This is a genomic window from Pseudomonas sp. MLB6B, from assembly GCF_054508135.1.
Genome location: NZ_CP199313.1, coordinates 4,409,727 through 4,422,468, shown reverse-complemented (window position 1 = coordinate 4,422,468; position 12,742 = coordinate 4,409,727). Strand labels below are relative to the sequence as shown.

Sequence of the window (12,742 nt, the reverse complement as noted above, 5' to 3'; positions counted from 1 at the left end):
TGTCAGAAGCGTCTGGCACGCTTGAGCACCCACCAGGGCGCCATGCTGGATTCTTCGTGGCCACGGCGCAGCAACTCGTTGAGCAGTGCCACCACGCTCCAGCAGCGCAACAGGTACATGGCCAATGGATACACGGGCAGGATCCAGGCCAGGCGCAGGTCCTGGCGTGGACGTTCGCTGACCATCAACAGCATGGCCAGGTAGAGCGCGCTGGCCATGACCAGATACAGGCCATAGATCAGCAGCGAGAAGAACACGAAGGCCGTGGTCGGCAGGATGAGCAGGCCCACCACGCTGTAGCCGACGATGATCAGCGGCAGCATCAGCTGGAAGAACAGACCGCTGACCAGCAGCATGAGGAAGTTCGGCCAGCCGACCAGTTGCGGATTGAAGGCGTGGCGGTGCTTGCGGGCGTAGATGAAGAACAGGTCGCCGTCCCAGCGCAGTCGCTGTTGCAAAAAGCCCTTCCAGGTGGCTGGCGCGTCGGTGTGGCCGATCGCGCGCGGCTCGAAGGGAATGCGCAGCTTGTAGCGGCGGAAATAGCTCTTGATGCGCAAGGTCAGGTCGAGGTCTTCGGCCGTGTGGGTGTCCCAACCGCCGATCTGTTCGAGGAAGCTGCGGCGAAACGCGCCGAATGCGCCGGAGACGTTGTTCACCAGGTTCCATTCGGCCAGCCCGATCTTGCTCATGTGGATCGACAGCAGGTATTCCAGCGCCTGGATACGTGCCACCAGCGACTGCGCGGCGTTGCGCACCCGCAGGCTGCCAGCCACGGCGGGCACGGCCGGATCGCGGAAGTGCGCCACCATGTGCGTGACCATGTCGTTGTCGAACGAGGTATCGCCATCGACGTTGATAACGATTTCGCCCTGGCTGAAGCTCAAACCGGTGTTGAGCGACGACACCCGCCCGCCGCGCTGCCATTTGGCGATGGGGCGCAGCAGGCGGTTGCCGGGCAGGCGCTGGGTGCGCTTGTAGCGGCGCACCGTCTCGGTGGTCAGGGTGTTGGCGCTGGCGCCGTCGATCACCGGGATGATCTCGATCACCCCGGGGTAGATTTGTTCGACCAGGCTGCGCAAGGTCAGCTCGACGTCTTTGCCCTCGCTGTAGCAGGTGATGATGATCGACACCCGCGGATGCCAGGGCGTCAGTACCGGCACGGCGCTGCGCTGGCGCACGAACCAGCGCAGGGTGCCGAGCAGCACCAGCAGGTTCAGCGGCACTTCCAACAGCAGGAAGTAGGGGAACACCATCAGGAACAGTCGCCAGTGGCCGTCAGGCCCCTGCATCTCGGCGAACCAGGTCTGCCAGTGTTCGGCCAAGGCGTTCATCCCAGCTCTCCGGCCAGGCGCGCCATCAACAGTTGGGCGTTCTCTTTCTCAAGCACGCCCTCGGGTGCCAGGCAGGCCGTAGTGCGCAACTCGATGTCTTGCAGGTCCTGGCCGACGAACAGATCGCTGATGGCATTGAGCCGTTCGACCACGCGTTGCAGGCCAGAGGCATCTGTGTACATCAGCAGTAACCAGAGCTGTTCTTCGCTGGTGCGGGTGCAGCGATCGGTATCTCGAATGGCCACCTGGATACGCTCGATCAGCGCATCGAGCAGCGCATGGCCGCGTTGCGGGCCGAGACGCTCGATGACGCGGCTCAGGTGCTTGAAGCGCATGCCGAGCAGGGCGAAACGCGGCGCCTGGTGCCGCTCGATCAATTCCAGTTGCCAGTCGAGCAGGGTGCGGAAGGCTTCATCGCCGATCATCGCGATGCCGTCCAGCAACGGTGGGGCATTGCGCTCCAAGCCTTGGCGTGCGGCGAGACGGCCGTTTTCCGACAGCTGATAGGCGCGCAGCTCGCGCACCTGCAAGGCATCCGGCGCATGCTGCTCGCCGCAATCCAGGCAGCGGGCCTGCACGTCGGCATCGATGAAGAACGCCTGGCATTGGTTGCAGGTGTAGTTTTCCAGCGGGCGGTCGTAGTCGCTGCCGATGTGCCGCAAACGGCTCAGGCAGTTGGGGCAGGCCAGCGCGCCGTCCTTGAGGAAGTCGCCCTGACGGCCGATATGGCCACAGGTGAAGCAGTGCAGCGAAGCCAGGCGCTGGATGTCCAGCGAGGCGCATTCGGTGCACACATCGACGTAGTTGAGCATGCCGCTGCCGCAACGCCGGCACAGGCGGATGCGGTCGCACAGGCTCACGCTCTGCAACCAACCGCGCTGGGCCAGAGTACGCACCAGCGCCTGGCTGTTGAGCGCCTCGCCGCCCAGCGCACGGGCCAGGGGGTAGTCGTAATGCTGCGGGCTGCCCGGGTCGCGCAGCGGCTCGAGCCGGCCGGGCGTGCGCAACCACAGGTAAGCGAGCAACAGGGCTTCGGCGCCTTGCGCGGGTCGTCCCTGATTGAACAGCGCCAAGCGTTCGCGGTGCAGGCGCACCTGCTCGTCGAGCACGCGCTGTTGGCCCGGCACTGGACCGTCGGCCAGGGCCCGTATCCAGGCATCTTGGTCATGCAGGGTGTAGATCGGCGTCAGCGCATAGGGACTGTCGGGGGTGCGCAAAGCACGCAGCAGGCGCCGGGTTTCATCCAGCCCGGCGGTGAGCACCAGCGCTTCGAATGGGGGGGCCTGAAACAGGGCGGCGAGATCGTCGAAGCGCGTGGCAGGGAAAGGCAGTGGAGCCTGGCCGTAGCCTACTTCGGCGACGTTTGCATTGACGTAGGTCATGGTCGGTCCATTACTAAAGTAGGGGGTCCGACTAGGCCTTTTGGGTAAAGTTCTACAAGTAGTGGCAGTTTGTACAAATCTGAACGAGTGTACCAATTACGCTTTTTTGTTCTTGATCGACTCCATTGGTGCGTTTTATCCGATTTTTACGCGGGTGAAACGATTCACGTAAGAAGCCATCTTCTCGGTGCCCGAAAAGATGGCTTAGTCGTTTCGATAACCTCAGGCGCCGCTTGCCGGCAAACGGCGAGCGTCAGGCAAGCGCTCGACTGGTGCCTGCGCGTTTCGCCTTACAGCCGTGGATAATCGATGTAACCCACCGGCCCGTGGCTGTAGAAGGTGTCGCCGTGCGGCTCGTTGAGCGGTGCGTCCTTGGCCATGCGCTCGGGCAGGTCCGGGTTGGCGATGTAGGGCACGCCAAAGGCCACCGCATCGGCGGTGCCGGCTGCCAGGGCCGCATTGGCGCTGGCTTTGTCGAATTTCTCGTTGACGATGTACGGGCCGCCGAACGCTTCCTTGAGCTGTGGGCCGAGGCTGTCGGCGGCTTCTTTTTCCCGCGAGCAGATGAACGCCAGGCCCCGCTTGCCTAGCTCGCGCGCCACGTAGGTGAAGGTTTCGCTGCGGTCGGCGTCGCCCATGTCGTGCAGGTCGGCCCGTGGCGACAGGTGCATGCCCACACGGCCCGCGCCCCATACGCCGATGACCGCATCGGTCACCTCCAGCAGCAGCCGTGCGCGGTTTTCCAGCGAGCCGCCATAGGCGTCGGTGCGCTGGTTGGTGCTCGACTGCAGGAACTGGTCGAGCAGATAGCCGTTGGCGCCATGGATTTCCACACCATCGAAGCCGGCGGCTTTGGCGTTCTCGGCACCGACGCGGTAGGCCTCGACGATGTCGGCGATTTCTTCGGTCTCGAGGGCGCGAGGGGTCGGGAAGTCGGCGTAGGGGCGGACCAGGCTGACGTGCCCGGCCGGCTGGATGGCGCTCGGCGCCACTGGCAGCTCGCCATTGAGGTACAGCGGGTGCGAAATGCGCCCCACGTGCCACAGTTGCAGGAAAATGCGCCCACCGGCGGCGTGCAGCGCGCTGGTCACATTGCTCCAGCCGCGTACCTGTTCGTCGTTCCAGATGCCGGGGGTCTGTGGGTAGCCGACGCCCATGGGCGTGACCGACGTCGCTTCGCTCAGGATCAGGCCGGCGCTGGCGCGCTGCACGTAGTACTCGGCCATCAGCGCATTGGGCACGCGGCCTTCGTCAGCGCGGCAGCGGGTCAGCGGCGCCATGATGATGCGGTTGGGCAACTCGAGGTCGCCTAGGGTGATGGGATCGAACAGCGTGGTCATGGGATTACCTTCGAGGCGTGGGAGGGGGTGGACATGCATGCGTCAAAGCTGCTCGGCCAAGGCTTGGAAAAAGGTCTCGATCGTGGCTTCGTCGCGTTGGAAGAAGTGCCATTGGCCGATCTTGCGGCTGCTGATCAGACCCGCGCGCTGCAAGGTGGCCAGGTGCGCCGAGACGGTCGATTGCGACAGCCCGCAGCGCTGGTCGATCTGCCCGGCGCACACGCCATGCTCGGTACTGTGGTACTGGTCGGGAAACTGCATGGCCGGATCTTTGAGCCAGGCGAGAATGTCGCGGCGTACCGGGTGGGCCAGGGCTTTGATGATGTCGTCGAGATCGAGGGGCACGGCAACGGACTCGTATCGGCTTTACTAAATATCGGAATGTGACGAAATATAAATCGTTGTATATCGATATGGAAATACCGATCCGCACCAAGTTCCAAATAAATCGCTATATCGGGTTATAACGATATAAATGCTAAGCTGCCGCCATGAACTACCTAGCCCATCTTCATCTTGGCGGCGACGCGCCTGAGCAACTGCTCGGCAGTCTGTACGGGGATTTCGTCAAAGGCGACCTGCACGGGCGCTTCCCGCCAGTGCTGGAGCGAGCGATTCGCTTGCACCGGCGTATCGATTCGTTCACTGACAGCCATCCCTTGGTGCGCGCCGCGCTGGATCGCTTCCCCCGCGAGCGACGACGCTTCGCCGGAATTGCCCTGGACGTGTTCTTCGACCATTGCCTGGCGCGGCATTGGTCTGCCTACGCCGACCGACCCCTGGGCGAATTCACTCACCGGGTGTACGGCGTGCTGCTCACCGAACCCGCGCTGCCCGAACGGCTGGCGCGCATGGCGCCGTCCATGGCGGCGGACGACTGGCTGGGCAGCTATGCGGATTTTCCGGTGTTGGAACAGGTGTTCAGGGGGATCGCCCGGCGCCTGTCGCGGCCCGAGGGGCTGTTGGGTGTGAGTGCCGAGTTGCAGGCGCTGTACGCCCCTTTGACCGACGATTTCCACGCGTTCTATCCGCAGTTGCAGGCGTTCGTGGCGCAGGTGCAGGCCGAAACGCCCCAAGCCTGACCCTGGCTTGCAGCGCGCCAGGGGCACGTCTGGCTCTGCCGCTCAGGCCGCTCAGGCCGCGCAGGCGTGTGAGCGTTTTCTGACGGCATTCGACGTTCGTCCGAACAGTGCCTGCTGCACTGCCTGCTGCGCCTGCCAAGCCAGCACGGCGCGTTCCACGCCGGCACTGGCGATCGGTTCGAGCAGGTGGATGCGCACCTGTGCGCGCGGCAGCGCCAACAGCCGCAACAGGTGCCCGAGCAGCTCGTCTTCGCCCACGAACGGCGCCACGTCGTCCGGCGCGCCGTTGCGTCGGTATTCGATGGCAACCGGCTGCACCGGTGTGCCGGTGTCGATCGCGCCCGCCAGCAGACGACCGTGGAAGGGGCGCAATGCTCGGCCCGTGCCGGTAGTGCCTTCGGGGAAGATCAACAGCGGCCGTGCGGCGCTCAATTGACGGCCGATCTGCGTGCGCAGGCCTTGCGCATCACCCGCGCCACGGCGGATGAACAAAGTTCCGGCCTGGCTCGCCAGCCAGCCGGCCAGCGGCCAGTGGCGCACGTCGGCCTTGGACAGGAACGACAGCGGCATGAGCATGCCCAGCAAGGGGATGTCGGTCCACGACACATGGTTGCTCAGCCACAGCATGGGCCGCTTTGGCAATTGGCCAGTGACTTCCACATCGAAGGGCAGAGCTGCTGCCAAGCGCCGCATGAAGGCCTGGGTCCAGCGCTGGCGCCGGGCGAGCGAGGGTCGCAGGCCCAGCCGCTCGGCCAGGGCGATGGCGGCGGCCATGGCACCGCCCAGGGCCAGCACCGGCAGCAGGCGCGCCAAGCGCATGACGATGCGCAGGCGGCCCATTACACGGCGGCCTTGAAATGGCGCGCGTAGCGCGGGCAGAGGTCGTCGCGCTTGAGCAGGATGAACACGTCGGCGACCTGGAAGTCTTCGTCCCAGCAGGGTTCGCCGCAGATCTTCGCGCCCAGGCGCATGTAGGCCTTGAGCAGCGGCGGCAGTTCGGCGATGACGTTGCCCGGCACGGCCAGGTTCGGCAAAGGCTTCTTCGGTTCGGCGCGCAGGTGCTCGGTGCACAGGTAGCGCTCGCGCAGACGCTGCATCACCGCGTGGGCCTGGAGGCCGCCGTCCTGCATGGAAATGCTGGCGCAGCCCATCAGGTAGCGGTAGCCGCCCTCGTTGAGCACCTCGGCCAACTCGCTCCAGAGCACGGCGATGGTGCCGCCGTTGCGATAGGCCGGATGTACGCAGGTACGGCCCAGCTCCAGGATCGGTCCCTGCAACTCGCGCAGCCCGTGCAGGCTGAATTCTTCTTCGCTGTAGAACCGTCCCAGGCGGGTGGCGGCTCGGTGATCGAGCAGGCGCGTGGTGGCGACGAGTCTGCCGCTGGCCAGATCGCGCACTCCAATGTGCTGGCAGTGCGGGTCGAAGGCATCGCTGTCCAGGCCGTGCTCGGCGCCATGCAGGCGCGCCGTGAAGGCTTGGCTGAAGACCTCGAAACGCAGGGCCTGGGCCTCGGCGAGGGCGGCCGTGCCGATCAGGCGCTCGGCGTGCAGGCGACGTTCGGGGGCGGTGTCGGCGGAACGGGCGATGCAGGTCATGACGCGTCTCCATGTGCCAGCCGGGCGGCCGGTCGGGCGGCGGTGTAGGGGGCGAGGTCAGGCTAGGCAGAGGCGGTGTCACGGCCATGAAGCTTTGGTGATGCTTGCGTGACAGGTCGGCGCGGTGCCGAGCCCTGGCGCAGGGAGAAGGCCGCAGCGTCTGCGGGAGCTGCGCAGGGGAGCAGGGAGTGCGGCTTGCTGCCCTGTGGATGGCCGGGTAATGTTGCGATCTTTTGCAGAGATCCCACATGTTCAGATTGTCGCGTCTGCTTCCTGCCCTGTGCATGCTGTTCTGCCTGCCCGCCCACGCCAACTGGCACCTGGACGGCGAGTCGTCGCGCGTGTCGTTCGTGACCGGCAAGAACGGCGAGCAGGTCGACGTGCACCGCTTCCTGGTGCTGCACGGTGCGGTCGATCGCAAAGGCGTGGCCGGCCTGCGCATCGAGATGGACTCGGTCAGCAGCGGCACGCCGCTGCTCGACGAGCAGATGCGCGACGGCCTGTTCGAAGTGAAGCGATTCGCCGACGCCACGGTGAAGACGCAGATCGACCTGCAACCGCTCAACGACCTGGCCAACGGCGCGCAGATCGAGTTGCGCCTGCCGGTGACGGTGAAAATGCACGGCAAGTCGCACACCTACGACGCGCCGTTGTTGGCCACGCGCCTGGACGAGCGCCGCTTCCAGGTGGTGACCCTCGAACCGCTGGTGCTGCGTGCCGCCGACTACGACCTGCTGCCTGGCCTGGAGCGCCTGCGCACCTTCGCCAAGCTCAAGGCCATCAACCCGTCGGTGCCGGTCAATGCGGTGCTGATCTTCACGGCGCGCTGACATGCCCGGCCCGGTGTTTCCCTGGCGCGAAGGCAACCAGTTCGAACTGCTGATCGACGGCCCCGCGTTCTTTCCACCCATGCTCGAGGCCATCGCCGGCGCGCAGGCGCAAATCGACCTGGAGCTGTACTTGGTCGAGGCGGGCGCCTGTGCCGAGGCGGTGGTGGAAGCCCTGGAAGCAGCGGCGCGGCGTGGCGTGCGGGTACGTTGCCTGTTCGACGGCTATGGCGCCCAGGCCTTCGGCCGTCCCTTGCGCCAGCGACTGCTGACGGCCGGGGTCGACCTGCGCGAATACAACCCCATCCATTGGCGGCGCGGCGTGCGCAATCTGTACCGCGACCACCGCAAGCTGCTGCTGGTCGACCAAACCTGGGCCGTGGTGGGCGGCACCGGGGTAACGGACGAATTCTGGGTGCCGAACGAAGCCACCAGCGAGTGGCACGAAGTGATGGTGACCCTGCAAGGCCCCATCGTCAGCGACTGGCAGGCCCTGTTCGACCGCCAGTGGCAGGCCAACCAGCGGCGTACCGCCTGGCGCCCGGAGCAGGGGCTGCCGCGCATGCCGCGCACGCCGCCGGTGGGCCATGGCCTGGGTCGGGTGGCCTACGCCGATTCCCGGCAGCACCGCGACATCCTGCGTTCGCTGGTGCGCGAACTGAACACCGGCGAGCGGCGCATCTGGTTGGCCACACCGTATTTCCTGCCCACTTGGGGCGTGCGCCGCTCGTTGCGCCGCGCCGCCCAGCGCGGGGTCGATGTGCGCCTGCTGCTGACCGGGCCGCGCACCGACCACCCGGCAGTGCGCTATGCCGGCCACCGCTACTACCCGCGGCTGCTGCGCGCGGGGGTGAAGATCTTCGAATACCAGCCGTGCTTCCTGCACTTGAAGATGGTGCTGGTGGACGACTGGGTCAGTGTCGGCTCCTGCAATTTTGACCACTGGAACCTGCGCTTCAACCTCGAAGCCAACATCGAAAGCCTGGACCCGGTGCTCACCGCCCAGGTGGCGGCCAGCTTCCAGCGCGATTTCGCCTCCAGCCTGGAGGTCGACCTGGCCGGCTGGCGCGCCCGGCCCCTGTGGCGACGCGTCAAGCAGCGACTGTGGGGCTGGCTTGACCGTTTGGTGGCCAACCTGTTCGACCGCCGTAGTTAAACGCGCCGACCTACGCCGCAGCGCCAGCCTGACGCTCACGCGCGTCAGCTCACCTGTTCGAGCCAGTCGTTGAGGTTGCGGTAGTGGCTGACCCGGGCGATCTTGCCGCAGTGGATGTAGAAGAACGTGCCGGCCGACAGCACATAGGTCTGGCCCTTGGCCGCCGGCATGCCTTCGGCGCTCTCCAGGTACTGGCCGTGCACGGTGAACTCGGCGGCGGCGCGGTTGCCCTCGGCGTTCTGCATCACCACCAGGTCGTCCAAGCGCTCGCGGTAGCAGCGGTTGGTCTCGTCCATAAAGGCGGCGAACGCACGTTTGCCCATCTGCCGCTCGCCCTGGTCGATGTCGTGGATCACGTCTTCGTTGAGCAGCGCGAGCAGGCTAGGCAAATCGCCGGCATCGAGCGCGGCGTAGTAGGCATGGACAAGGTCCGTAGCGGTCATGGCAAAGTTCCTGTCGTGTACGGGAAAGGGCGGGGCAACGACCGGATGATAGGGTTTCCCTTCAGGCCCGGCTTAGCCGAGCGCGCCATCCACATCGGGAAAACCACCAACTCGCATGGAAATCCGCCTGCTGCATGGCGCCGCGATCGCGCCCTACATCGATGACCTCGCTCGCCTGCGCCTGACGGTGTTCCGCGAATTTCCCTACCTCTACGACGGCTCCCTGGCATACGAAACCGACTACCTCGCCGGCTACGCCCGCTCGGGTCGCAGCCTGCTGGTGCTGGCCCTGGATCGAGGGCAGGTGGTGGGCGCCTCCACCGGATTGCCGCTGATAGACCATTCGGCCGAGTTCCAGCAGCCGTTCCTCGAACATGGCCGCGATCCGAACGCGGTGTACTACTTCGGCGGGTCGCTGGTGCTGCCCGAGTACCGCAACCAAGGCTTGGGGGTGCGCTTCTTCATCGAGCGCGAGTCCTACGCGCACAAGCTGGCCGAGTTCGACTACTGCGCGTTCTGCGCAGTCGAGCGGCCCTCGGGGCACCCGCTGCGACCTACCGACTACAAGCCTCTGCAAGGCTTCTGGCGCAATCGCGGCTTCCTCCATGAACCCTCGCTGCGCACCCGTCATGCCTGGCGCGACCTGGACGAGGCCCAAGCGTCGGAGAAGATCGTATCGTTCTGGGTCAAGGCGTTGCCGGCCTGATCTACCGTCACAACGGATACCCGATGACGGCCCGGCAATTGTCTCGATCCTTGCCGACCCGTACACGGCCCACGTACGCCAAGCGCGGGGAAGGGCCAGAGGCTTTCCCTGTCGCCACTGTCCGGCGCGACTTGGGCGCAAGGCGCGATACGCAGGCGAAAAAAAACCGCACCGGTGAGGGCGCGGTTCTTTCGCGATGCCTGCGCTTACTGCACTTCCACCGCCAGGCTCTGGGCGATCTTGCCCTGCCACAGCGCAGGCCCAGTGATGTGCACCGATTCACCCTTGCTGTCCACGGCCACGGTCACCGGCATATCCTTGACCTCGAACTCGTAGATCGCTTCCATGCCCAGCTCGGCGAAGGCCAGCACCTTGGACTTGCGGATGGCCTGGGCCACCAGGTAGGCGGCGCCGCCGACTGCCATCAGGTACACGGCCTTGTTGTCGCGGATCGCCTCGATGGCGGTCGGGCCGCGCTCGGACTTGCCGATCATGCCCAGCAGGCCGGTCTGTTCGAGGATCTGCCGGGTGAACTTGTCCATCCGCGTGGCGGTGGTGGGGCCGGCAGGGCCGACCACTTCGTCGCCGACCGGATCGACCGGACCTACGTAGTAGATGAAGCGGCCCTTCAGATCGACCGGCAGTTCCTCACCGCGGTTGAGCATCTCGACCATGCGCTTGTGCGCCGCGTCGCGGCCGGTGAGCATCTTGCCGTTGAGCAGGATGGTCTCGCCCGGTTGCCAGCTGGCCACTTCTTCCGGGGTGATGCTGTCGAGGTCGACGCGGCGGGCACTCGGGCCGGCTTCCCAGACGATTTCCGGGTAGGCATCGAGCGACGGCGCTTCCAGCTCGGCAGGGCCGGAGCCGTCGAGCACGAAGTGCGCGTGGCGGGTGGCCGCGCAGTTGGGGATCATGCACACCGGCAAGGAGGCGGCGTGAGTCGGGTAGTCCATGATCTTGACGTCGAGCACGGTGGTCAGGCCGCCCAGGCCCTGGGCGCCGATGCCCAGTTGGTTGACCTTGTCGAACAGTTCCAGACGGATCTCTTCGATGCGGTTCTGCGGGCCGCGGGCCTTGAGTTCGTGGATGTCGATGGATTCCATCAGCACTTCCTTGGCCATCACCGCGGCTTTCTCGGCGGTGCCGCCGATGCCGATGCCGAGCATGCCCGGTGGGCACCAGCCGGCGCCCATGGTCGGCACGGTCTTGAGCACCCAGTCGACGATCGAGTCGGACGGGTTGAGCATGGCCATCTTCGACTTGTTCTCCGAACCGCCGCCCTTGGCTGCGACGTCCACTTCGACCTTGTCGCCGGGCACGATGGAGTAGTGGATCACCGCCGGGGTGTTGTCCTTGGTGTTCTTGCGCGCACCGGCCGGGTCGGCCAGGATCGAGGCGCGCAGGACGTTTTCCGGCAGGTTGTAGGCGCGGCGCACGCCTTCGTTGATCATGTCGTCGACGCTCAGGGTGGCGCCGTCCCAGCGCACGTCCATGCCCACGCGCACGAACACGGTGACGATACCGGTGTCCTGGCAGATCGGCCGGTGGCCGGTGGCGCACATGCGCGAGTTGATCAGGATCTGGGCGATGGAGTCGCGCGCGGCGGGCGACTCTTCACGCAGGTAGGCCTCGTGCATCGCCTGGATGAAATCGACGGGGTGGTAGTACGAGATGAATTGCAGGGCATCGGCGACGCTCTGAATCAGGTCGTCCTGCTTGATCACGGTCATGCAGCGCGCTCCTCTCTAGGACGGGAACATTCGTAAGGCCTTCGACGGTCGGGTGCAGCGGGCCGAAGCGCCTTGCAGGAAGTGTCGGCTGGTCGGGCCGCCACGGAAAAAGGCGCGGCATTATAGCGCACCTGTCTGTGTGAAACATCCGCGCCCATCGCCTCGCCAGGCAGCCTTTGCCACGCACTCGTGCCATGCTGTGCGTCTTGTCACTGGAGACCATTGGCCATGCCCGAACTCTGCGCCGGCACCCACCGCTGGTCCGTGCCCGACGGCAGCAACCTGCTCGACGCCCTCAACCAGCAGGGTCTGAACGTGCCCTACAGTTGCCGCGCCGGGAGCTGCCATGCCTGCCTGGTGCGTTGCCTCGAAGGCGAGCCGGGCGATGCCCGTCCCGATGCGCTGTCCGCCGCGCAGCGCCTGGACGGCTGGCGCCTGGCCTGCCAATGCCGAGTCATCGGCGACCTGCGCGTCGCCGTGTTCGACCCTGCGCGCGACGGCCAGCCCGCGCACGTGCATGCGGCCGACTGGCTGGGCGATGTGTTGCGTCTGCGCCTGCGGCCCGAGCGGCCATTGCGTTATCGGGCCGGGCAGCATCTGATGCTGTGGCTGGGCTCGGTGGCACGACCCTATTCGCTCGCCAGCCTGCCAGGGGAGGACGATGCGTTGGAGTTTCACATCGACTGTCGGCACTCCGGGGCCTTTCGCGACCGTGCACGCTGCTTGAAAAGCGGTGATTGGGTAGGGCTGGGCGAGCTCAGCGGCGGCGCGCTGCACTACGACCCCGACTGGCAGGACAGGCCGCTCTGGTTGCTGGCCGCGGGCACCGGTCTGGCGCCCCTGTGGGGCGTAGCGCGGGAAGCGCTGCGCCAGGGGCACCAGGCAGGCATCACCTTGCTGCACGTGGCGCACGACGCGGCTGGCCATTACCTGGCGCCTGTCCTGCAACGCACCCCCGGCATCGACAGCGTCTGCCTGCTGCATACAGATCTCGACGCGGCGCTGGCCAGTCTGCGCCCTGCTTCCCGCCAGACCCTCGCCTTGCTGTGCGGAGCGCCGGCCTTCGTCGAGCGTCTCGCACACCGGCTGTTCATCGCCGGCGTGCCCAGAAACCAGGTGCTGGCCGACAGCTTCGTCGAACATGCCTGAG

The 12,742-nt window shown here is 66.0% G+C and carries 13 protein-coding genes; 5 read left to right on the top strand and 8 right to left on the bottom strand.

Going from position 1 to position 12,742, the window contains the following annotated elements; translation table 11 throughout:
- Window positions 1–2: 2 nt before the first annotated feature.
- From ACSMEV_RS19530 to ACSMEV_RS19515, 4 genes are all read right to left on the bottom strand, one after another.
- A complete protein-coding gene (locus tag ACSMEV_RS19530; RefSeq protein ID WP_459206602.1) occupies window positions 3–1,331 on the bottom strand; it encodes a glycosyltransferase family 2 protein in 1,329 nt (442 codons plus the stop codon).
- Window positions 1,328–2,713 carry a TackOD1 domain-containing metal-binding protein gene (locus tag ACSMEV_RS19525; RefSeq protein WP_459206601.1) on the bottom strand — a complete coding sequence of 462 codons (1,386 nt, stop codon included), beginning with the start codon at window positions 2,711–2,713 and terminating at the stop codon, window positions 1,328–1,330. The genes ACSMEV_RS19530 and ACSMEV_RS19525 overlap by 4 nt, the downstream gene beginning before the upstream one ends.
- Before the next feature lie 290 nt (window positions 2,714–3,003).
- Complete coding sequence (locus ACSMEV_RS19520; protein ID WP_459206600.1) at window positions 3,004–4,053, bottom strand: alkene reductase; 1,050 nt, start codon at window positions 4,051–4,053, stop codon at window positions 3,004–3,006.
- 42 nt (window positions 4,054–4,095) lie between these two features.
- A complete protein-coding gene (locus tag ACSMEV_RS19515) occupies window positions 4,096–4,398 on the bottom strand; it encodes an ArsR/SmtB family transcription factor (protein WP_459206599.1) in 303 nt (100 codons plus the stop codon).
- A gap of 146 nt (window positions 4,399–4,544) precedes the next feature.
- Here ACSMEV_RS19515 and ACSMEV_RS19510 point away from each other — a divergent pair, with 146 nt between their 5' ends.
- Complete coding sequence (locus ACSMEV_RS19510) at window positions 4,545–5,135, top strand: acyl carrier protein phosphodiesterase (protein ID WP_459206598.1); 591 nt, start codon at window positions 4,545–4,547, stop codon at window positions 5,133–5,135.
- 51 nt (window positions 5,136–5,186) lie between these two features.
- Here ACSMEV_RS19510 and ACSMEV_RS19505 read toward each other — a convergent pair whose 3' ends face one another.
- Window positions 5,187–5,975, bottom strand: coding sequence for a lysophospholipid acyltransferase family protein (locus ACSMEV_RS19505; protein WP_459206597.1), 789 nt, complete (start codon window positions 5,973–5,975; stop codon window positions 5,187–5,189).
- The gene (gene olsB, locus ACSMEV_RS19500; protein ID WP_459206596.1) at window positions 5,975–6,730 is read right to left on the bottom strand and encodes an L-ornithine N(alpha)-acyltransferase; all 756 of its coding nucleotides are present in this window, start codon (window positions 6,728–6,730) and stop codon (window positions 5,975–5,977) included. Before olsB ends, ACSMEV_RS19505 begins: the two co-directional genes overlap by 1 nt.
- Before the next feature lie 248 nt (window positions 6,731–6,978).
- On the opposite strand from olsB, the gene ACSMEV_RS19495 reads away from it, so the two are divergent.
- Entirely contained in the window at window positions 6,979–7,560 is a 582-nt protein-coding gene (locus ACSMEV_RS19495) for a YceI family protein (protein ID WP_459206595.1), read from the top strand.
- A 1-nt stretch (window position 7,561) separates the two neighbouring features.
- On the top strand, window positions 7,562–8,713 hold the full coding sequence (locus ACSMEV_RS19490; RefSeq protein WP_459206594.1) for a phospholipase D-like domain-containing protein: 1,152 nt from the start codon (window positions 7,562–7,564) through the stop codon (window positions 8,711–8,713).
- 44 nt (window positions 8,714–8,757) lie between these two features.
- Here ACSMEV_RS19490 and ACSMEV_RS19485 read toward each other — a convergent pair whose 3' ends face one another.
- Entirely contained in the window at window positions 8,758–9,156 is a 399-nt protein-coding gene (locus tag ACSMEV_RS19485) for a ketosteroid isomerase-related protein (protein WP_459206593.1), read from the bottom strand.
- Window positions 9,157–9,271: 115 nt separating this feature from the next.
- On the opposite strand from ACSMEV_RS19485, the gene ACSMEV_RS19480 reads away from it, so the two are divergent.
- On the top strand, window positions 9,272–9,862 hold the full coding sequence (locus tag ACSMEV_RS19480) for a GNAT family acetyltransferase (protein ID WP_459206592.1): 591 nt from the start codon (window positions 9,272–9,274) through the stop codon (window positions 9,860–9,862).
- A 206-nt stretch (window positions 9,863–10,068) separates the two neighbouring features.
- Here ACSMEV_RS19480 and ACSMEV_RS19475 read toward each other — a convergent pair whose 3' ends face one another.
- The gene (locus ACSMEV_RS19475; RefSeq protein ID WP_459206591.1) at window positions 10,069–11,592 is read right to left on the bottom strand and encodes a fumarate hydratase; all 1,524 of its coding nucleotides are present in this window, start codon (window positions 11,590–11,592) and stop codon (window positions 10,069–10,071) included.
- 228 nt (window positions 11,593–11,820) lie between these two features.
- On the opposite strand from ACSMEV_RS19475, the gene ACSMEV_RS19470 reads away from it, so the two are divergent.
- Window positions 11,821–12,741, top strand: coding sequence for an iron-sulfur-binding ferredoxin reductase (locus tag ACSMEV_RS19470; RefSeq protein WP_459206590.1), 921 nt, complete (start codon window positions 11,821–11,823; stop codon window positions 12,739–12,741).
- Window position 12,742 lies beyond the last annotated feature (1 nt).

Bases quoted from the DNA above. Each gene is read 5' to 3' on its own strand.
- ACSMEV_RS19530 (WP_459206602.1), bottom strand. From the start codon at position 1,331: ATGAACGCCTTGGCCGAACACTGGCAGACCTGGTTCGCCGAGATGCAG.
- ACSMEV_RS19525 (WP_459206601.1), bottom strand. From the start codon at position 2,713: ATGACCTACGTCAATGCAAACGTCGCCGAAGTAGGCTACGGCCAGGCT.
- ACSMEV_RS19520 (WP_459206600.1), bottom strand. From the start codon at position 4,053: ATGACCACGCTGTTCGATCCCATCACCCTAGGCGACCTCGAGTTGCCC.
- ACSMEV_RS19510 (WP_459206598.1), top strand. From the start codon at position 4,545: ATGAACTACCTAGCCCATCTTCATCTTGGCGGCGACGCGCCTGAGCAA.
- ACSMEV_RS19505 (WP_459206597.1), bottom strand. From the start codon at position 5,975: ATGGGCCGCCTGCGCATCGTCATGCGCTTGGCGCGCCTGCTGCCGGTG.
- olsB (WP_459206596.1), bottom strand. From the start codon at position 6,730: ATGACCTGCATCGCCCGTTCCGCCGACACCGCCCCCGAACGTCGCCTG.
- ACSMEV_RS19495 (WP_459206595.1), top strand. From the start codon at position 6,979: ATGTTCAGATTGTCGCGTCTGCTTCCTGCCCTGTGCATGCTGTTCTGC.
- ACSMEV_RS19490 (WP_459206594.1), top strand. From the start codon at position 7,562: ATGCCCGGCCCGGTGTTTCCCTGGCGCGAAGGCAACCAGTTCGAACTG.
- ACSMEV_RS19485 (WP_459206593.1), bottom strand. From the start codon at position 9,156: ATGACCGCTACGGACCTTGTCCATGCCTACTACGCCGCGCTCGATGCC.
- ACSMEV_RS19480 (WP_459206592.1), top strand. From the start codon at position 9,272: ATGGAAATCCGCCTGCTGCATGGCGCCGCGATCGCGCCCTACATCGAT.
- ACSMEV_RS19475 (WP_459206591.1), bottom strand. From the start codon at position 11,592: ATGACCGTGATCAAGCAGGACGACCTGATTCAGAGCGTCGCCGATGCC.
- ACSMEV_RS19470 (WP_459206590.1), top strand. From the start codon at position 11,821: ATGCCCGAACTCTGCGCCGGCACCCACCGCTGGTCCGTGCCCGACGGC.